The sequence below is a fragment of the Paractinoplanes tereljensis genome, assembly GCF_016862435.1.
GTDB classification, from domain to species: domain Bacteria; phylum Actinomycetota; class Actinomycetes; order Mycobacteriales; family Micromonosporaceae; genus Actinoplanes; species Actinoplanes tereljensis.
The window spans coordinates 69,181-87,853 of the sequence record NZ_BOMY01000001.1 but is presented as its reverse complement, the minus strand read 5'-3'; the positions used below and the strand labels follow the sequence as shown (position 1 = coordinate 87,853).

17 protein-coding genes and 1 pseudogene are annotated in these 18,673 nt (G+C 69.4%); 10 read left to right on the top strand and 8 right to left on the bottom strand.

Features of this window, described 5'->3' with window-relative positions; all coding sequences use genetic code 11:
• Positions 1–17 precede the first annotated feature (17 nt).
• Together Ate02nite_RS00360 and Ate02nite_RS00355 are read right to left on the bottom strand one after the other, a co-directional pair.
• Positions 18–347, bottom strand: a complete 330-nt coding sequence (locus Ate02nite_RS00360) for a hypothetical protein (RefSeq protein ID WP_203797242.1) — start codon at positions 345–347, stop codon at positions 18–20.
• 9 nt (positions 348–356) lie between these two features.
• Positions 357–2,477, bottom strand: coding sequence for a hypothetical protein (locus Ate02nite_RS00355; RefSeq protein ID WP_203797240.1), 2,121 nt, complete (start codon positions 2,475–2,477; stop codon positions 357–359).
• Positions 2,478–2,654: 177 nt separating this feature from the next.
• Between Ate02nite_RS00355 and Ate02nite_RS00350 the strand changes: the two genes are divergently transcribed.
• The 4 genes and pseudogenes from Ate02nite_RS00350 (at position 2,655) to Ate02nite_RS00335 (ending at position 5,994) form a co-directional block, all read left to right on the top strand.
• A complete protein-coding gene (locus tag Ate02nite_RS00350; RefSeq protein ID WP_203797238.1) occupies positions 2,655–4,106 on the top strand; it encodes a family 43 glycosylhydrolase in 1,452 nt (483 codons plus the stop codon).
• A gap of 20 nt (positions 4,107–4,126) precedes the next feature.
• Positions 4,127–4,396: pseudogene (locus tag Ate02nite_RS00345) on the top strand (sugar kinase); the annotation flags it as partial.
• Between the two features lie 75 nt (positions 4,397–4,471).
• Positions 4,472–5,347: a DUF4265 domain-containing protein gene (locus tag Ate02nite_RS00340; protein ID WP_203797236.1), complete on the top strand. Its 876-nt coding sequence runs from the start codon at positions 4,472–4,474 to the stop codon at positions 5,345–5,347.
• Between the two features lie 89 nt (positions 5,348–5,436).
• Positions 5,437–5,994, top strand: a complete 558-nt coding sequence (locus tag Ate02nite_RS00335; RefSeq protein ID WP_203797235.1) for a hypothetical protein — start codon at positions 5,437–5,439, stop codon at positions 5,992–5,994.
• A gap of 60 nt (positions 5,995–6,054) precedes the next feature.
• Here the strand turns inward: Ate02nite_RS00335 and Ate02nite_RS00330 are convergent, their stop codons facing one another.
• Complete coding sequence (locus Ate02nite_RS00330) at positions 6,055–6,306, bottom strand: type B 50S ribosomal protein L31 (RefSeq protein ID WP_203797233.1); 252 nt, start codon at positions 6,304–6,306, stop codon at positions 6,055–6,057.
• 185 nt (positions 6,307–6,491) lie between these two features.
• Here Ate02nite_RS00330 and Ate02nite_RS00325 point away from each other — a divergent pair, with 185 nt between their 5' ends.
• Positions 6,492–7,292, top strand: a complete 801-nt coding sequence (locus tag Ate02nite_RS00325) for a polysaccharide deacetylase family protein (RefSeq protein WP_203797225.1) — start codon at positions 6,492–6,494, stop codon at positions 7,290–7,292.
• 1 nt (position 7,293) lies between these two features.
• On the opposite strand, the gene Ate02nite_RS00320 is transcribed toward Ate02nite_RS00325, so the two are convergent.
• Together Ate02nite_RS00320 and Ate02nite_RS00315 are read right to left on the bottom strand one after the other, a co-directional pair.
• On the bottom strand, positions 7,294–7,644 hold the full coding sequence (locus Ate02nite_RS00320) for a nitroreductase/quinone reductase family protein (RefSeq protein WP_239147044.1): 351 nt from the start codon (positions 7,642–7,644) through the stop codon (positions 7,294–7,296).
• 65 nt (positions 7,645–7,709) lie between these two features.
• A complete protein-coding gene (locus tag Ate02nite_RS00315; protein WP_203797214.1) occupies positions 7,710–8,210 on the bottom strand; it encodes a hypothetical protein in 501 nt (166 codons plus the stop codon).
• Positions 8,211–9,415: 1,205 nt separating this feature from the next.
• Here Ate02nite_RS00315 and Ate02nite_RS00310 point away from each other — a divergent pair.
• From Ate02nite_RS00310 to Ate02nite_RS00300, 3 genes are read left to right on the top strand one after another with little or no spacing between them, the layout of a single operon-like run.
• The gene (locus Ate02nite_RS00310; protein WP_203797212.1) at positions 9,416–10,324 is read left to right on the top strand and encodes an aminoglycoside phosphotransferase family protein; all 909 of its coding nucleotides are present in this window, start codon (positions 9,416–9,418) and stop codon (positions 10,322–10,324) included.
• A 22-nt stretch (positions 10,325–10,346) separates the two neighbouring features.
• Positions 10,347–10,772 (top strand): hypothetical protein, encoded by a 426-nt coding sequence (locus Ate02nite_RS00305; protein WP_203797211.1) that lies wholly within the window; start codon positions 10,347–10,349, stop codon positions 10,770–10,772.
• Positions 10,773–10,779: 7 nt separating this feature from the next.
• Positions 10,780–12,060 carry an outer membrane protein assembly factor BamB family protein gene (locus tag Ate02nite_RS00300; protein WP_438871138.1) on the top strand — a complete coding sequence of 427 codons (1,281 nt, stop codon included), beginning with the start codon at positions 10,780–10,782 and terminating at the stop codon, positions 12,058–12,060.
• Positions 12,061–12,084: 24 nt separating this feature from the next.
• On the opposite strand, the gene Ate02nite_RS00295 is transcribed toward Ate02nite_RS00300, so the two are convergent.
• The 3 genes from Ate02nite_RS00295 to Ate02nite_RS00285 all read right to left on the bottom strand — a co-directional run bounded on the left by Ate02nite_RS00295 (position 12,085) and on the right by Ate02nite_RS00285 (position 15,661).
• A complete protein-coding gene (locus Ate02nite_RS00295; protein WP_203797207.1) occupies positions 12,085–14,148 on the bottom strand; it encodes a DUF4132 domain-containing protein in 2,064 nt (687 codons plus the stop codon).
• Between the two features lie 11 nt (positions 14,149–14,159).
• Positions 14,160–14,525 (bottom strand): DUF2203 domain-containing protein, encoded by a 366-nt coding sequence (locus Ate02nite_RS00290; protein ID WP_203797206.1) that lies wholly within the window; start codon positions 14,523–14,525, stop codon positions 14,160–14,162.
• 110 nt (positions 14,526–14,635) lie between these two features.
• Positions 14,636–15,661 (bottom strand): LacI family DNA-binding transcriptional regulator, encoded by a 1,026-nt coding sequence (locus tag Ate02nite_RS00285; protein WP_438871137.1) that lies wholly within the window; start codon positions 15,659–15,661, stop codon positions 14,636–14,638.
• A 153-nt stretch (positions 15,662–15,814) separates the two neighbouring features.
• Here Ate02nite_RS00285 and Ate02nite_RS00280 point away from each other — a divergent pair, with 153 nt between their 5' ends.
• Positions 15,815–17,068, top strand: a complete 1,254-nt coding sequence (locus tag Ate02nite_RS00280) for a sugar ABC transporter substrate-binding protein (RefSeq protein WP_203797204.1) — start codon at positions 15,815–15,817, stop codon at positions 17,066–17,068.
• A complete protein-coding gene (locus Ate02nite_RS00275; protein ID WP_203797202.1) occupies positions 17,069–18,670 on the top strand; it encodes an ABC transporter permease subunit in 1,602 nt (533 codons plus the stop codon).
• Positions 18,671–18,673 lie beyond the last annotated feature (3 nt).

The window sequence follows — 18,673 nt, the reverse complement described above, 5'->3', positions numbered from 1 at the left end:
TGATCTTCAGAAGCAGCCTACGACGGCCGGCCCGGATCGTCGGGCCGGCCACCGCCACCAGCGGGCAGGGCGTCTTCGGGAGCGCTCAGCACGACCAGCGGATCCTTGCCCGCCTTCAGTGCGATGCCCAGATAGGCGGCGACCCCCACGGCCAACCCGATGGCGTAGTAGCCGAAGGCCTCCGTACCCTCCGGGAAGAGCGCGGTCACCGCGCCGCCGCCGACCGCGGCGATCACCGCGGCCAGGTCGGAGATGCTGGCCTTGTCGTTGGTGTGGACCAGGGTGCGGTAGGTGATGAAACCGATCACCAGCCCGAAACAGACACTGCCGATATTCAGGACGACCACTGATAGCCCCTAAGGAAGTCGCAGGTCGGCGTCGCAGTACGGGGAGTACGCGAGCCCCATCACATTGCCTCGCGCCAGCAACTGCCAGCGCACGTCTCGGATCGCCGGGCCCACCCCGCGGCGGTCGGTGTGCCACGCCGTGACGAACGCGCTCATCACGTGCGCGGCCAGCCCGCTCTCCATGACCACCTCGGTGGCCAGCACCCCGGCCGCCCCGGTCGACTGCACGAACGCGGACGCGAAGTCGGCGAGCGTCTCCGGCAGCCGGACCCCGGTGAAGCAGCCGTTCAGCACGACCAGCGGCCGCCGTTGCGCCCAGCGGATCCGCGGCGCCACGTCGGCCCACACGCCCACGTCCTCGGGCAGCAGGACCCCGCCCTTACCGAAGTCGAGGGCGACGCCGCCGCCGGTGACCTCCCGGCCGTGGCAGTACAGATAGAGCAGGTCGGCCCCGGCGATCAGGGCCGCGCGCAGCGACTTCGTGTCGGTGGTGACGACGCAGGCCCGGTCGATCAGGTCGAGCGCGGCCCGCTGCGCCGCCCAGTCGGCACCGGGCAGGGTGTCGTTGCGGGCGGCCACCACGGTTGGCGGCCGGCTCTCGCCGGTCGCCTCGGCGAGGGTCATCCGAGCGCTGGACGGCGGCACCTCGAGGATGTGGGCGAGACCCCAGAAGCCGTACGGGCAGAGGACGCCGTTGGGTTGGTCGTGCTTGTCGGCGTGCGGGCAGCGGTCGGGTATGCCGGTGCCGCTGCTGCCGGGCCCGAACTCGTCGACGCTGGGGCACACGTAGGCCCGGTCGGCGATCGGCAGGCCGTAGACCAGTTGCCAGGGCACGGCGGCCCGGGAGCCCTCGGCCAGCGCCACCTGGATGCGGCCCGGACCGTCACCGTGGGTCAGGGCCTCGCGCAGGGCATCACGGTCGGTGGCGTCCGGGAAGAGCCCGAGGTGCACCGTCCAGCCGACCCGGGCCATCTCCCACAGATCGGTCAGGTAGTCGTCGCGGGACTTGCCGAACTGCCGGTCGTAGAGCGTGCTGTTACCGGCGAGCTGCCGGTCGAACAGCGTCGAGCGCAGCAGCCGGGCCGCGTTGCCGGCCTGGTCGTCGGTGAGCACCGAGCCCACCCGCGCGCCGTCCGACCCGTTGACCAGCAGATAGTGCCGTCCGTCGCGCAGCGAGCCCTCCTGGATGGACACATTCCGCCCACCGAACCGGCCGAGGTCGTCGAACTCCTTGGTCAGCGTGTAGATGGCCCGGGCGGCCGGCGCCGGGCCGTTCAGGGTGATCTCGAAGATCTGCACGGTGGTCGCGCCGTGCAGCAACGCGAGTTGCCACTGCTGCGGTTCGGGGCGGCGCGGCGCGACGGCCGCGAGATCAAGCCAGAACGACCGGTCACCCTGGGTGCACAGGTGCGGGTCGCCGGGGGTGCAGGGACAGGAGAAACCCTCGCCGGTCCGGGGCAGGAAGAGTGCCCCTTCGGTGATCGTGTCGACACCGCGCGACAGGACGGCCCGCAGCCACCACCCGGCACTGTCCGGCGGCAGCAGCGAGGACGGGAAGATCGGCGAATCCAGGGGCAGGATGCTCTCGACACGCCGGTCGCCGATTCCCACCCGTACCAGAAACGGCAATCCCGGCGCGAGGGAGCCGGTGACCGTGCGCCCCGCGCCGTCGGCCACCGCGATGCTCGCCACCCGGACCACCGGGATCGGCGTATTGCGCCGCCCGGCCCAGCCGTCGTCGTAATAGGTGCCTTCACCGATGGCCTCGAGGCCATCGTCGATCGGGCTGGCCTGGACCGGCCCACCCAGGACCGGTGCAGTGTGGACCGGGCCAACCACGACCGCGGTGGCCGGCCAGCCGCGGAACCGGCTCAGCAGCCGGCCCGGGTCGAACTCGGTGACGATCAGTACCCGATGCCCGAGCGACAGGAGCATGGAGACCTTCGAGTAGCCGTCCGCGAGATCGCCGCTCAGCTCGCCCACCACCAGCGAGCCGGTGGGCGCGGTCAGATACCCGTACACCTCAAGTGGCCGGACGTCTCCGCCTGGCGCGCCCAACCGGCGGATCGCCGCGTCCCGCGCGGCGCCGGGCGGACCCGCCACCACCGCGATTTGCCACTCATCCTCCACATTGACCTCCCCCGCCGGTGACCCAGTATCCCGGAGATCTTGCGGCGTTGGTAACCGAAAACCTTTCGGCGTAATCCGCCTCTATCGAAGCTGCTGCATGCGCTGTTACGGTCCTGAAAAGGTTTTCGCCGGTGACTCCCCACCCGGCTTCCCGTCCTTGAAGCGAGGGGATCCCCCATGCTCCGAAACCGGAAAAGAAAGGGCGCGGCCGTCCTCGTCGGCGCCCTTCTCGTCAGCCTCCTGGTTCCCGGCTCCGCCGCGGCCGCGACCACTTTCAGCAGCACCATCGCCAGCACCTCGAACGGCAACTGCGTGACCGTGCCCGGCGGCGCCACCACCGCCGGCCTGCAGCTCACTCAGGCGACCTGCGGCGCGGCCTTCACCCTCACGCCGATCTCGGCCACCTCCGACATCTACACGATCCAAACCCCGGGCAACACCAACTGCATCGATGTGTACGGCGTGAGCACAGCCGACAATGCGCAGATCATCCAGTGGCCCTGTAATGCGCAGAACAACCAGCGTTTCCAGCTGCGGGTCGTGAGCACCGGAACGTTCCAGCTGGCCGCCGTCCACTCCAGCAAGTGCATCGCGCTGCCCGCCTCCGGCACCGGTCTGGTGCAGCTGCCGTGCACCACCGACGCGGCCCGGGTCTGGCGACTGGCCGGCTATCCGACCGGCGGCGGCACCACCAAGACCTTCACGAACCCGCTGAAGGTGCAGGGCCCGGACCCGTGGCTGACCTACTACAACGGCTTCTACTACCTGGCCACCACGACCTGGACCAACAAGATCACGATGCGGAAGTCGGCCACCCTGGGCGGGCTCGCCACCGCCGCCGAGCAGACCATCTTCACGCTGACCCGGCCGAACGGCGCCGGCACCATGTGGGCGCCGGAGTTCTTCCTGATCAACGGCAAGTGGTACTTCTACTACGTGGCCGGCCAGGAGCCGTACAACCTGGGCACCCAGCGCATCCACGTGCTCGAGTCGTCCGGCACCGACCCCATGGGCCCGTATGCGTTCAAGGCCGACCTGCTCGACCCGACCGCCGACAACACCTGGGAGCTCGACCCGAGCATCCTGCAGCTCAACGGCAAGCTCTACCTGCTCGGCACGTTCTACAACGGCTCGCAGCCCAACTTCATCCGCGAGCTGTCCAACCCGTGGACCGCGGCCGGCACCCGGCACCTGCTGTCCACCCCGACCTACAGCTGGGAGACGGTCGGCGGCGCGGTCAACGAGGGCGCCGAGGTGCTGCAGCACGGCGGCAAGACGTTCATCGTCTTCTCCGCCTCGCACTGCTCGACCCCCGACTACAAGCTGGGCATCCTCACCTGGAACGGCGGTGACCCGCTCAACTCGTCGTCGTGGGTGAAGTCGTCCACCCCGGTGTTCCAGCGCAACAACGCGGCCGGCGTCTACGGCCCCGGCCACAACGGCTTCTTCACGTCACCGGACGGCACCGAGGACTGGATCGTCTATCACGCCACCACGAACTCGGGTGGCAACTGCGATCTCAACCGGTCCACCCGGGCGCAGAAGTTCACCTGGAACGCGGACGGCACCCCGAACTTCGGCACCCCGGTCGGTCTCGGCGTAACTCTTACTGCCCCGTCTGGCGAGTAACGCCTAAATTGTCAGGTGGCATGCACCGACACCGATCGAGCCTGGGCACGCTGCTCCACCACGTACATGTGGCGGGGCCGCTCTCCCGCGCCGCCCTGGCCGAACGGATGGGTGTCAATCGCAGCACCATCCTGGCGCTGACCGCCGAGCTGGCCGGCGCCGGGCTGGTGCGCGAGGAACACCCGGCCGGTACGACGGGCGCGGGCCGGCCATCCCTGATGGTCCGGCCCTCGCCCAGCTTCTTCGTGCTGGCCCTCGACGTGGCGGTCGACCGGCTGTCGGCCGCCCGGGCCGACGACGCGACCCTGCTCGGCGCGGCCGACCTGGGCTTCGCCGCCCTGCTGGCCGATCCGCTGGCCGCTTGAGTGAGCGCTGTCTGGCGGCTGCTGGCCGGGATCGCGATGATCGGCGCCGCTGCGCTCGGCCTGATGTCCCTGCACCAGCGCGCCGACGACATCCGCGCCGCGCACACCACGGTCGACGCCTACGTCAACGGCTCGCCCGGCCGGCATTGGTCCAGGCTGCATGTCGAATACGTGTTCCGGGCCCATCTGTACCGCACCGAGCTGCTCGACATCGGCTGGGGCCTGCCACCCGCCGACGGTGAGCAGGTCACCCTGTCGATCGAACCGGACCGGCCGACCGAGGCGGCCGGCCCCGATCTGGTCTCCGGTCCGGCGTGGCGCTACTGGTACCAGCCGGTCGGCTTCACCGGAATCGCCCTCCTCCTGGGCACCGCATGGAACTGGTTCTGGCACCGCCACGACGAGCCTTATCGGCCGCCGACCGGCCAGATCCTGGTCCATCCGGCGCCGGCCTGGGCCGACCGGGCCGACGACACGGTCCGCACCCTGATCCTCGTGCACGCCCAGCCCCCGTGGGACGAGGTGCTGGCGGTCCGCCGCATCGACGCGACGACGGTGGAGATCTGCTGCGTACCGTTCCTGCAGATGCGCCTCGCGCTGGGCGACATCATCAAAATCAACGACCTCGGCGGGTACGCCGGTGAAGTGCTCAACCCCTCGGGCCGGGTCACCTTCGCGGTGCGCCCCGGCGTACCGGACCTGGCCGATTTTCCGAATGCCATCGTCGAGGACATCGGCAACGGCCGGTTCGCGATCGCCGCCTCTGCTTCGGAAGCCGAAATGATCCACGCGCGATTGCAGTCCTGGGAGCAGGAGGGCAGCGGCGAGTACCGCTCGATCCTCCGCTTCGACAAGCACGACACCCCACTGCTGTAGCCCCTGAGGACTTCTGGCCCTGTTTCGCGGGACCCGGTTGATCACAGACTGTGGCTGATCAATCAAACACAAGTCTTCGAAGGTGCACGATGCGACGCAGGACACTCGACCTCATCCTTACCGCCGTGGGTGCGGTCCTGGCCGCCGGCCTCCTCATTGCCGGTGGTCTTCTCACCTGGGGCTACAACTTCGCCAACTCCACCGTGCACGACCAGTTGGCCGCCCAGCAGATCTTCTTCCCGGCCAAGGGAAGCGACGCCCTGAAGTCCGACGAGATCGGCCCCTACCTCAACAAGTACGCCGGTAAGCAGCTCACCACCGGCGCCCAGGCCGAGGCGTACGCCGACCACTTCATCAAGGTCCACCTGTCCGAGATCGCCGGCGGCAAGACCTACGCCCAGGTGAGCACCGAGGCCCAGGCCAGCCCCGACGACGCGAAACTACAGGCCCAGGTGCAGACCCTGTTCCGCGGCGAGACCCTGCGCGGCATGCTGCTGAACGCGTACGCCTTCTGGAAGTTCGGCCAGATCGCCCTCTACTCGGCCATCGCCAGCTTCGCCGGCGCACTGATCCTCTTGCTGCTGACCGTCCTCGGCTTCCGCCACGCCCGCCGCGTCGACCCAGCCGCCCCGGCCTTCGACAGCTAGTTCTGGTTAAAAAAATCGGCCGCCTCCCTGACGGGAAGCGGCCGATTCGTGCTGGTCTGGCTACTTGGTGAACTTGGCGTACTTGGCCCGGAACTTCTCGATGCGGCCGGCGGTGTCGAGCACGCGGCTGCGGCCGGTCCAGAACGGGTGGCTCGCGTCCGAGATCTGGACGTCGATGACCGGGTACGTGTTGCCGTCGGTCCACTCGACCGTCCTGGGGCTGGTCGCCGTCGAGCGGGTCAGGAACGCGTAGTCGGCGTTCCGGTCGCGGTAGACGACGGTGTGGTAATCGGGGTGGATTCCGGTCTTCATGGCTGACCTCCAGGGTGATCGCCTGGGATAACCGACCCATCGGTCTCGATATTTCGACCCGGCATGTGTCCTGCGAGACAGGATGAATTGTGGGGTTCTTGTCAGATTCTTGTGCATCCGCAACGCCCCGCCCCGCCATACCCGTCAGGAAGGACAAGATCAACCGACGGCGGAGGACGTACGCGATGAGAGCTGCACCTTTCCTGGCCGGCGTGCTGGCTGTCCTGGCCTTGGCCGCCGGATGCGGGGACCACAGCGTGCCCCCGGCCGGCGCCGGCGGCCAGTCCAGCCCGGTGCCGCAGACCTCGCCGACCGAGCCCGACGCGCTGAGCGCCCTACCGGCGGCGCTCCGCCCGCGCGTGCCGAAGTTCCCGGCGCCGCCCACACCCACCCCGGTGACGCTGCCGGCCGACGGTAAGGCCGGCTGGTTCAGCCGCATCCCCACCACCCAGAAGGTCGCCTTCATCACCATCGACGACGGCTGGTCGAAGGACCCGCAGGCGCTGAAGCTCTTCCAGGCCGCGCACGTGCCGATCACCCTGTTCCTGGAGATCAACGCCATCAAGTCCGACCCCGGCTACTTCAAGCCGCTGCAGGACTCCGGCGCGGTGATCGAAAACCACACGATCAGCCACCCCAACCTCAAAGGCCGCTCGTACGCCTTCCAGAAACACGAGATCTGCGGCGGCGCCGACCAGCTGGCCCAGTACTACGGCCGCCGCCCGGTCCTGTTCCGCCCACCGGGTGGCACCCACGACGCCACCACGCTGCGGGTGGCCCACGACTGCGGCATGAAGGCGGCGTTCTTCTGGAAGGAGACCACCGACCACGGCAAGGTCTTCTACCAGGAGGGCCACACGGTCCAGCCCGGCGACATCATCCTGATGCACTTCCGCCCACGCTTCGTGGACGACTTCCTGGCCGTGCTGAACGCCATCCACAAGGCCGGCCTGACCCCCGCCCGCCTGCAGGATTACATCCCCTGACTCAGTCGAGCAGGATTTCCACCAGCGGGCTCCCGGCGAGCCAGCTGTCCAGGCTCCCGGCCCACTCCAGCCCCGGCACGATCTCGCCGAACACCCGAGCCCGCTCGTCCGGGTCGGTGACCACCCGCCCGCGCACCGCCAGCTCCCGATCCGCCAGATGCAGGGTGAACGCGGGCTGCGCCAGCAGGTTGGCATACCAGTCCCGCCGCCCCGGACTGCCGGTCAGCCAGTAACGCCCAGCCGCCCGATATCGCCACGTCTCGATCCGCTGCGCCCGCCCACTCCGCCGCCCAACCGTAGTGATCTCCACCGTCTGCTGCCGCTCCAGCGCCCGCCACGCGTCGTCCGTCATAGTCACCCGACGATCCTGCGACCTGAACCGAACTTCAGGTCAAGAGCCGAGCCTCGGGCGGGGTGCTACGCACCCATGCCGGAGCCGATGATCACGAAGGTGGCACCGGTCCGGTTGCTGCGTGCCTCGCCCGCCGACGGCAGGCGCATCATGGTGAGCGCGACCTCGCGTGGCCACCACCGGGTCGGCTCCCGCCAGGTGCATTCGACGATCGTGGCCTCGAGGTTGTCGGCGCAGTCGCCGACCTCCTCCCAGCGGTCGAGCTGGGTGGCGACCGACTTTCGCGCCTGCAGCCAGGGTGAGCCGGGCGGCATGGCATAGCTGCGCACAGTCGCCCTCCCACGATCGTTGCGCAGCCGGAGGGCAATCAGGGCGGCGCGGTCGGCGACCTCCCTCTCGGACTCCGGGCTGCGGAAGGACGGCGCGGCCGCCCCCGCGGGCGGGACGATCGAATGTGCGACGCCGGCGGCTCTCCAGCGCAGCAATGAGATTGCCGCCAGGGCGATCACGAGAACCAGCACCAGTCCCGCAATAGCAACGACGAGACCCCGTCGACCGATCCGCACAGCCGGAGTCTAGGCAGCACACGCCATCCTTCAAAGATCCCGCCCGGCGCCGGACTGCCGATCTGTCGTTCCCTCCCCGGCCGTGCCCCTCCTGCCGATCAAGCGGCCCGGGCACGTCGTGCATACCAACGCGCGGACAGCGGCATGTCAACTTCCGATAATGAATTGTTTCTTATGCCGGTGCCGGATTCCTTTCGGGGTTGGCATGATCCGCTATTGGCGGGGGTGGTTCGGGGCGCGCGAGAATATTTGCATGCGGTACCAGCAAATGCAGCTGTTCGATCGGTCCACAACCGTTGCTCTGCGGGACCGCACAAAAGCACGGAATTATTCTCCGGCCGGGGATGAATTCCGCCGTGACCAGGTGCCGCGTCGACGGTGGGGACTCCGTCGCCGGTATGGGTGGAAGCGTTGCCGCGAGCACGGCTGCTCCCGTGAGTGCGGCGAGTTGGGTCTGCACGATGATGTCGAGGCTGTCCCGCCGCTGATCTGGCCCGAGGGCGCCACCCGCGTGCGGCGGCCGGCTTCTCCGGCACCAAACCGGGACGCCCCCGCCAGCCACCCGGCCGCCTCACACCGGCCGGAAACCGCAACGCCCACCCAGCCCGCACATCAGGCCGAGCCCAACCTCCCAGCCGTGCCCGCACCCCCGATCACCCCAGGCATGAGGAACAATCCGCTGCTCAGGCCGCCCCCGCGCCCCGGGCCGAGCCCGCACGCTCGACCGGTCCAGGACCCGAACCCGCACGCCGGGCCGGGCTTGCGCGTCGGGTGCACATTGTTGCCCGAATCGAGCGCCGAACGGGTTGAGCCCGCCGGCTGGAGCGAAGCCGTCGGCCGGCATGGCCCTGCGGAAGCCGGCCGAACAACGCCGGCCAGCCGAAGCCGTCACACCGTTCGAGCCCGTTCGCCGCCCGGCACTCGCCCGCCCGGCGACGCCGATCGCCCACATCGCCCCCCCAACGGCACGCAGTCCACCGGCAGCAACCGAGCCGCGAGCCCTGCCCCGAGTGGCGATGACACGCGCCTGCAACGCATCACCGCCGCCGAACTGGCTCATGCGGAAAAGCTGGCGGGATAGGCTGTCGAATCGATCGGCGACGCCCTCAAAAAATAGGATTTCAACGCTCCTGGAAAGAAAGGCAAGAAAGGCTTGTTCCGGTCTCACCAGGGAGTGTGGAGAACACGTTTGTTAGCGTGTGCTGATGGAAGGCAATGACGGCGCCGGGCCCGCGTCGGCTCATGTTGCTGTGCCGCAGTCGTTTCGGGACATGCCGCGGTGGTGGGGTGGGGGTGCGGACTGGCTGGACGGGCTGCCTCGGCTCGTTCACGCCTACTGCTCGCGCTGGCGGCTGTCGGTCACCGGGGAGATGGCGCACGGGTCCAATGCCGCGGTCATTCCGGTCAGCCGGGACGGCGATCGGTTTGTCCTGCGGCTCACACCGCTGGGGGACGGGGTCGCCGCGCAGGCGGAGGCGCTGCGGTTCTGGGATGGGCGGGGAACGGTTCGGCTGGTCGACGCCGACCGCGACGGGGGTGTCATGTTGCTTGAGCGGCTGGACATGGGCCGGTCGTTGGTGGGGCTGCCGGTTGCTGAGGCGATGCCGATCCTTGGGCGGATGATGCGGCGGCTCGCGATTCCGGCTCCGGAGCACGTGCCGAGCACCGCCGAGGTCGTCGCGGCCCGGATGGCGGTGCTGCCGGGGGAGTGGGAGCGGCTCGGGCGGCCGTTTCCCGAGAGCACGCTGGGCCGGGCGCTCGACGCCGGGAATCGCCTGTCACACACCGAATCGCAGCTCGCGGTCAACGGTGACCTGCACTCCGCCCAGGTTCTCCGGGGCGAGCGGGAGCCCTGGTTGACCGTCGATCCGGTGCTGATGCGCGGCGACATCGCCTACGACCTCGGCCGGGTTCTGTGGACGCGGATCGACGAGATGGGCGACGCCGAGGAGATCGTCCGGCACTTCCGGGCGGTGGTGGACGCGGCCGGGATCGACCTCGACCACGGCCGGGACTGGGTCGTCTTCCGTGCCGTCGACTACTGGCTCTGGGGTCTGGCCGCCGGGCTCACCGAAGACCCGCAACGGTGCCGGCGGCTGTTGACGGCCGTTTGACACTGCGGATCAACGTCGGGATGTGGTGGTACTGGCCCGGTTGGAGTCCGAGGAGTGGGTCAAGTGGCGGGTCGGGCGGAGGCGGATCGCCTGGCGTCCCGGTGCGGCGACGTCCGTGTCCATCTCGGTTCCGGACGGGACCGTGGGTCTCGCCATCGCGGCTCTGCTGCTGGCCGCGTGGCTTCTGATGTGGGTCGCGGTTCTGCTGGCCACCGTGGTGGCCTGGCCATCGCGGGCGATCAGCCGCGGGTGGCCGGTGGTGGCCTACATCGTGGACAGTTCCGAAGCCTCCGATCGGTATTGCTGCTGGGTCGAGGGCCGGGCCGCGGCGGACGCACTCGCCCGGCAGTGGGCCGCCGAGGCGAGTCGCCGACTCCCTCGCGCGGGCCATCCGGACCCGATCGTAGGGTGCCGTCTGGCGAAACGTGGGTGTTGGATCGACTCATGAGGTCGTTATGACCGTCATTGACCTGGGTGCCCCCGGTTCGTCTCCGGTGGGGTCCGCGCGTGCGCGACGGCGGTGGGATCCGCGGATTGCCGTGCGGTGGGCCGCGGCTGCGGAGGCACTGCTCTGTGTCGCGGTGCTCGGTGGTTCCGCTCGTCCTGCGTCCATCGTCACTCGGCCGGCGTGGAGTGTCCCGATCGGGCCGACGTCCCTCATGGCGGCGTCCGCGGACACGGTCTTCGTCGTGCCCGCCGCCGGTGTCTCGGACGTCACGGCCTACGACCTGCGCAGTGGGGCGGTGCGCTGGTCGACGTGGGTGCCGACGGCGCATGGCCGCATGGTGGCTCAGCCTCCGGGTGCGCTGATGGTGCCGGTCGGGCGCGACGGCGGCGCCGCGACCGTTGCGCTTGACCTCCGTACGGGCGAGCAGCTGTGGCGGGTGGCCGGCGACCTCATTGACGCGACTCCCGAGACGGCCCTGCTCGCCGGGCCGGACGCAACGGTGCGCCGGGTTCGGATGGCCGACGGTGCGACGATCTGGTCGCGACCGGTCGACGGCGCCGCCTCCTGGACCATCACCGGTCATGACCTTCGATGGGGCCGGATCGTGGCGGCCAGAGCCGACGGCCTGGTGCGGACACTTCGTCTCGTCGACGGGATACCGCTGGTGCAGCGCCGTTTGCCGAACGACCTCGACGTGTCCGCGGGCAACGTGGGTACGGTCGCCGGCGTCGTCTACGTCAATCGGATGGAAACCGACCGGGCGGTGGTGACGGGCTACGACCTGGGCACTCTCGATCCGCGGTGGCGGTTCGCCCAAGCGTCGTCGGACGCGCTGCCGGAAGGGCCGGCCGCACGCACCTGCGGCGTCGTCATCTGCTTCCGCGACGGGACCAGCACCGTGGGTCTCGATCCCGGCAGCGCTACGGTGCGCTGGCGTGTCGCCGGTTGGGTCGACGCCACTCGGACGGCCGACCGGAGCCGGCTGCTCGCGGACAGTCCCGACCGCGAATGGCATGCGCTGATCGACAGCGCCACGGGCAGGATCGTCGCGGAGCTCGGTGCAGGCACCGCCGTCTGGAACTACGAGCACTCCACACCCACCTACTACCTGCGGGTCCTGGGGTCCGCCGAGCCGGGCGTACTGGCCAGCCGGCTGAACCTGCAGACCGGCCGGCTCGAGCCGCGCGGGGTGCTCGGCGAGGTCGGCTTTCCGGGCTGCATCGCCGTCGGCGACCATCTGATCTGCGGAACGACCGACGGCCATCTCGCGGTCACCGACCTTGGATGATCCGTTCGCGCTGAGGGCCGGTGATCACTCCCGGACCGCCGCGTGCAGCTCGACCAGCAGCTCGGACAGGGCGGTCGGGTCGCAGGCGCCCAGCGGGATCCGCCGCGCTACCTGCCAGTGGTCGGACCAGGTTTCGTCGGCCCAGATCTCGGTGATCCGCTGGGTGTCGACCGTCTGGTAGCCCGACGTCGACACTCCCGGGTCCAGCTCGATCAGCAGGGTCAGGCCGCCGGGCAGGCCGTGGGCCAGCTGGGTGTGCTCGCGGCTCTCGGTGATGAAGCCGTTGCCGTGCCACTGCCGGTTCTCCAGCGCGGCGACCCGCTCGCTCGGCAGCGGGCCGAAACCGGGCAGGCTCGTCGCCGCGCGCTGCTCCTCGGTCAGTGCCACCATCGAGCGGTTCACCTGGGCGAACGGCTGCAGGATCTCGTAGTCGGCGATGATCTGCGCCCAGCCGGCCAGGTCGTCGCCCAGCTCGACCGGGTGCACGATGCCGAGTTGCGCGCCGGGGTCGACCGTCGCGGTGGTGTCGTGCCGGTCGGCGAAACTGCCGTCCTCGGCGATCCGCAGCACCCGGACCAGGCGACCCGCGTCGTATTCGCCCCACAGCAGCCGCCGCACGATCGGTCCGAGGATCGGGTGCGGGTGCAGGACGGCCCGGAAGTCGCTCGCCGGCCGCAGCCGATGCGCCAGCATGTCCCGTTCCAGGCGCGCGATCTGCGCCACCGCGGTCGCCCGCAGGTCTTTCTTCAACCGCAGAAAACGTTGGTACGCCGAGGGATCGGTGTCCTTGACGCCGGGTTTCGGTGGTCGGGCCAGGCGGCGACCGCCGGCATCCTGGGCGTACGGGGTGAGCTGATCGTCGACGACCACGGTGAACGCCCGCGGCCCGTAATCGAGCGTGATCCCGGTGTCCAAACCGTGCGTGATGGTCAGCCGGTCGGCGAGCTGCGTGACGGACAGTCCGCGCCGGGCGGCGGCCTGGGCCAGGTAGACGATGGCCCGCTCGTTGGTCGGCCCGCCCGACATGCCCTCCTCGATCGCCAGCAGGTGCCGCAACGCCACGTCCGAACCGACCGTGGCCAGCACCGCGAGCCCGTCGATCGCCCGCGCCCACCGGCTGCGCGCCGGCCAGGACCGCACCTGCGGCGCGAGTTGGTCCATCGTGGTGTCGTCGCCGAGGTGCGCCTGGGCCAGCACCACCCACGCCTCCGACGCCGGCATCTCGTCGGTGAGCCACTCGTCGAGCAGCGCCCGCCCGAACTCCGCGAGACCGGCCCGGTCGCAGCCCGCGAACAGCGCCGGTTCGAGTGCGGCCACCAGCGGTTGCGCGGCCGCCGACGACTCGACGACAAGCGGCCGGTCACCGTCGTCCAGCGACCCGGGCGGCGGCTCCAGCGGGTCGTCCAGGCGAGCCTGCCGCAACGCGTCGATCAGCCGAACGACGTCGGCTGATGGCAGGAACCCGCCCGAGGCCAGCCGAATCTCCGGCAGCCGCTCGGGCCGCGTCCAGGCTGGCGCTTTCCCCTTGCGTACGGCCGGCGCTGTTGGAGAAAAGGAAGGGTGACCGATCGCGGCCAGATAGCGAAGCGCGTCCTCGGCATTTTGCCGGGCCCGGCCCGGCTTCCCGGCCGCGGCCGGGACGAGGGCTTCCGCAGCGGCTTCGGGATGCCGGGCCAGCCACAACCGCGCCCACAGCCGGGCCGATCCGAGATGGCGCAGCCAGCCCGCGACCAGCGCGGCCGCCTCCGGCCCGGAGAACGGAAGGAGGAGCAGGCCGAGCCGGTCGGCGTTCTCGCCGGCCTCGTTCAGCGCGAGCGGCAGCGCGTCCAGCTCGAACCGGGCGATCGCGACCCGGCCCAGGTCGACCCGCTGCCGCTGGCGCAGGAACAGCGTGGTGGCGAGCAACGCCCGCGCCGACGCCTCGGGTCCTTTGGCGAAGAGCCACGTGACCTGGGCGGGTTTCAGGTCGGAGAGCTTGTCGGCACCGGTCGCCGCGGTGACCCAGTCGGGCTGCTCCAGCCCGTGATCGAGCGCCGCCGCCCGAGCCAGCCACCGCTCCCGCTCGCCGTCCGCCCACACCACACCCATGGCGGGCGATCTTAGATGTTCAGCCGCCGCCGTCCGGCGAAGCCCAGGTCGAGGCGGTGGTACCACTCCAGCGCGGTATCCCCCTCCAACCAGCAGAGCAGTACGGGTACGCCGTCCAGGTCGGCCGGGAAGTCGACGAGCAGGGGTGCGACGCCCTTGAGCTCGGCGCCGGTCTCCTGGATCTCGGTCATCAGCTCGTTGAGCCGGGCCTCGGCCGCCTTGCGTTCGGGCAGGCCGCCGAGCGTCGTCGGTGGCCCGCCGCCGGTGAGTGCCGCGGAGAGTTCCACCATGTCCGCCCGCACCGCCACGATCTCATCGAGCATCGGGCGGAGCCGGGCCAGTTCCGCCCGCGCCTCCGCCACCGTGAACAGACCCATGACGATCATTGTGACAGTTGGGTAACCGCCGAACCGGTTAAGGGCGGTCGGCGCCGGAAAAGATCGTGGGCGTTCGTGCAATTACTGAAAGAACTTGCGGGGAAGTTTCGTCAGGCCGGCGACAGCTCCCGGCGGCTCGGTGCAATCGCTGTCGACTCGCGAACGACCAGTTCGGGGCGGAAAAGGTACTCCGAGCGCGGTGCCCCGTGGCCGTTGATCTCGTCGATCAGCGAGCGGCAGGCGGCCACCGCCATCGAGGCCACCGGCTGGCGCAACGTGGTCAGCGGCGGGTCGGTGAACGCGATCAGCGGCGAGTCGTCGAAACCGATCACCGAGACGTCCTTCGGGACGTGCAGCCCGCGCCGCCGGGCGGCCCGGATCGCACCCAGCGCCATCAGGTCGGAACCGCAGATCAGGCCGGTGACACCCTGTGCGAGCAGGCGATCCGCGGCCACCTCACCACCCTCGACACCGAACAGGGTGAGCGACACCTCGGGGTCGATGACGCCCAGCTCGCGCTCCATCGCGGTGCGGTAGCCGGCCAGTTTGCGCTGCGTGTTGATGAACCGGTTCGGTCCGGAGATCATCCCGATCCGGCGGTGCCCGAGCGCGACCAGATGGCTGACCGCGAGGTCGCCGGCGAGCCGGTCGTCGCACGAGACGAAGGGCGCGTCGATCGTCTCCGCATAGCCGTTGACCAGCACGATCGGAAGCGGACGCTCGAGCAGCCGCTGATAGCGCGACGGGTCGGCGGCGGTGTCGGCGGACAGGCTGGAGACGAAGACGATCCCGCTGACCTGGCGGTCGAGCAGCATCTCCACGTACTCGTCCTCGGTGACCCCGCCCGGCGACTGCGTGCAGAGCACCGGGGTGAACCCCTGCTGGGCCAGCGTCGACTCGATGACCTGGGCGAACGCCGGGAAGATCGGGTTCTCCAACTCGGGGACGACCAGGCCGACCAGGCCGGCCGAACGCTTGCGTAAGCGTTCCGGCCGTTCGTAGCCGAGGACGTCGAGCGCTGTCAGCACTGCCATCCGGGTTTCATGGGAGACGCCGGGGCGGTCGTTGATGACCCGCGACACCGTCGCCTCGCTGACCTGGGCCTGACGGGCAATGTCGGCCATCCGTGCACGCATGGCGCACACCGTAGCAATGCACCCCGGGTCTGCAAGCCCTTCCATTCTCTGCAAGTGCTTGCTAACGTCCCGGCAACACAGCCGACACATGATGATCAATTCGTGTCGGTGGTTGCAACTTCTTTCTGGAATCAGACCCGACAGGAGACCCATATGCGCCTCCGTGCCATGGGCGTGGTCGCCGCCATGACCATCCCCCTGCTGGCCGCCGGTTGCGGCGGCAGCAAGAACGACACCGCCACCACTGACAACCCGTCCGCCAAAGCAGCAACCGGCGAACTCGTGATCTGGGCCGACGACAAGCGGGCGGCCGCCCTCAAGCCGTTCGCCGACAAGTTCGGCACCGAGAACGGCGTGACCGTCAAGATCCAGGCGATCTCGAAGGACCAGCAGACCACCTTCGTCACCGCCTCCCAGCAGGGCAGCGGCCCGGACGTGATGGTCGGCGCGCACGACTGGATCGGCAACCTGGTGCAGAACGGCGCCATCGACCCGGTGCAGCTCTCCGCCGACCAGAAGGCCGGCATCGCCGAGAACGCCCTGAAGGCCGTCACCTTCAACGGCCAGACCTACGGCGTCCCGTACGCGACCGAGAACATCGCGCTGATCCGCAACACCGAGCTCGCCCCCGAGGCCCCGGCCACGATCGAGGACCTGGTCTCCGCCGGTCAGAAGCTCAAGACTGAGAAGAAGGCCTCGGAGATCCTCTCCCTCCAGGTCGGACAGACCGGCGACGCCTACCACCTGTACCCGCTGTACGCGTCGGCCGGCGGCTACCTCTTCGGCACCAGCGCGAACGGCGACTACAACGCCAAGGACCTGGGTGTCGGCAACCCGGCCTCGGTCGCCGCGTTCAAGAAGATCGCGACGCTGGGTGAGAAGGGCTCGGGCGCGCTCAAGCGCTCGATCACCTCGGACAATTCGATCTCCACGTTCACCGGCAAGAAGAGCGCGTTCCTGATCTCCGGCCCGTGGGCGATCACGGACATCAAGAAGGCCGGCATCAAGTACGACATCACCCCGGTCCCGGCGTTCGCCGGTGGCAAGCCCGCCACCCCGTTCCTCGGCGTGCAGACCTTCTACGTCGCGTCCAAGGGCAAGAACAAGGCCCTGGCCCAGGAGTTCGTCACCAACTACGTGACCACTCCCGACCTGGCCGTCGCCCTCTACAACGCCGAGCCCCGCCCGCCGGCCCTGACCGCCGCCTTCGACCAGGTCAAGGGCAGCGACCCGGACCTGGCCAAGTGGCAGGACGCCGGTAAGAACGCGATCCCGCTGCCGGCGATCCCGGAGATGGCCGCCATCTGGGACCCGTTCGGCAAGGCCGAGGCCGCGATCATCGGTGGGGCCGACCCGGCCAAGACCATCGAGGCCGCCGGCAAGACCATCTCGGGCTCGATCAAGTAAATGACGACGCAGCTCGGAGGGCCCGTCACGCGGGCCCTCCCCGCCCCCGACAACGATGAGCCGCCGGAGCGCAACACCGGGCTGACCGGCCGCATCGTCAAGATCGTCCTACTCGGACTGGTCGTCGCGATCGCCATCTGGGCCGCGTTCCCGCTGGTCGCCAACGAGGCCTGGATCGGGCTCGGCATCCTGGTAGCGACCACGGCCGTCCTGCTCTGGCTCTACCTCACGCCGCGGCACATCCCGGCCAAGTACCTGGCGCCGGGCACCGTCCTGCTCATCGCGTTCCAGATCTTCCCGGTCCTCTACACCGCCAGCACCGCGTTCACCAACTACGGCGACGGACACCGCGGAAACAAGGACGAGGCCGTCGTGGCCATCGAGAGCGCGTCGGTCACCCAGGTGCCCGGCTCCCTTCAGTACGCGCTGAGCGTTGCGACCACCGGCAATCCGGCCACCGGGCCACTGGTCTTCCTGATCACCGACCCGGTCAGCAAGCAGGTCTCGGCCGGCGACGCCGACGGGCTCAAGAAGATCGACGACGCCACCGTCAGCAGCTCGGGCAAGGTCACCGCGGCCGACGGCTACACGATCCTCAACGCCGGGCAGGCCAGCCTGCGCAGCAAGGAGATCACCGACCTCGCGGTGCCGGTCGACGGCGGCGCGATCCGCTCGTCCGGGCTCTCCCGCGCCTACGAGGGCAAGGCCGGCCGGGCCTACGACAAGGCCTGCGACTGCGTCCGGGACACCACCACCGGCAAGACCTGGACCGCCGACGAGAGCCTGGGCGCGTTCGTCGCGGCCGACGGCGAGCGGCTGGCCCAGGGCTGGAAGGTCGGCGTCGGGTTCAGCAACTTCACCCGGGTCGTCACCGACCGGTCCATCTCCGGGCCGTTCCTGTCGACGCTGGTGTGGAACTTCGCGTTCGCGCTCGGCTCCACCGGCGGCACCTTCATCCTCGGCATGCTTGTCGCGCTCGCGCTGCACTCCAAGAAGGTGCGCGGCCGTAATGTCTACCGGCTGCTGCTGGTGCTGCCGTACGCGATGCCGGCCTTCGCCATGCTGCTGGTCTGGCGGGACATGTTCAACACCGACTTCGGCCTGATCAACAACCTGTTCGGGTTGCACGTCAACTGGATGGGCGAGACCGGCACGGCCCGGCTCGCGGTGCTGCTGGTCCAGTTGTGGCTGGGTTACCCGTACATGTTCCTGGTGACCACCGGCGCGCTGCAGGCCATCCCGGCCGAGCTGTCCGAGGCCTCCCGGATCGACGGTGCCGGCGCCTGGCAGAGCTTCCGCCGGATTGTGCTGCCGCTGCTGATGGTTGCGCTGACTCCGCTGTTGATCTCGTCGTTCGCGTTCAATTTCAACAACTTCAACGCGATCTACCTGACCACCGAGGGTGGCCCGTTCCCGGCCGACAACCCGATGAACGGCGCGACCGACCTGCTGATCACGTACACCTACCGCCTCGCCTTCGGCGGCTCCGGTGCGCAGTACGGCTACGCCGCGGCGATCTCGATCTTCATCTTCATGATCGTCGGCGTCGTCTCGGCGATCGCCTTTAGAAGGACAAGAGCACAAGAGGAGGTGTACGCGTGAAGC

Coding starts and splice junctions, on each gene's coding strand:
- Ate02nite_RS00350 (WP_203797238.1), top strand. CDS start 2,655: ATGCTCCGAAACCGGAAAAGAAAGGGCGCGGCCGTCCTCGTCGGCGCC.
- Ate02nite_RS00335 (WP_203797235.1), top strand. CDS start 5,437: ATGCGACGCAGGACACTCGACCTCATCCTTACCGCCGTGGGTGCGGTC.
- Ate02nite_RS00330 (WP_203797233.1), bottom strand. CDS start 6,306: ATGAAGACCGGAATCCACCCCGATTACCACACCGTCGTCTACCGCGAC.
- Ate02nite_RS00325 (WP_203797225.1), top strand. CDS start 6,492: ATGAGAGCTGCACCTTTCCTGGCCGGCGTGCTGGCTGTCCTGGCCTTG.
- Ate02nite_RS00320 (WP_239147044.1), bottom strand. CDS start 7,644: ATGACGGACGACGCGTGGCGGGCGCTGGAGCGGCAGCAGACGGTGGAG.
- Ate02nite_RS00310 (WP_203797212.1), top strand. CDS start 9,416: ATGGAAGGCAATGACGGCGCCGGGCCCGCGTCGGCTCATGTTGCTGTG.
- Ate02nite_RS00300 (WP_438871138.1), top strand. CDS start 10,780: ATGACCGTCATTGACCTGGGTGCCCCCGGTTCGTCTCCGGTGGGGTCC.
- Ate02nite_RS00295 (WP_203797207.1), bottom strand. CDS start 14,148: ATGGGTGTGGTGTGGGCGGACGGCGAGCGGGAGCGGTGGCTGGCTCGG.
- Ate02nite_RS00290 (WP_203797206.1), bottom strand. CDS start 14,525: ATGGGTCTGTTCACGGTGGCGGAGGCGCGGGCGGAACTGGCCCGGCTC.
- Ate02nite_RS00285 (WP_438871137.1), bottom strand. CDS start 15,661: ATGCGTGCACGGATGGCCGACATTGCCCGTCAGGCCCAGGTCAGCGAG.
- Ate02nite_RS00280 (WP_203797204.1), top strand. CDS start 15,815: ATGCGCCTCCGTGCCATGGGCGTGGTCGCCGCCATGACCATCCCCCTG.
- Ate02nite_RS00275 (WP_203797202.1), top strand. CDS start 17,069: ATGACGACGCAGCTCGGAGGGCCCGTCACGCGGGCCCTCCCCGCCCCC.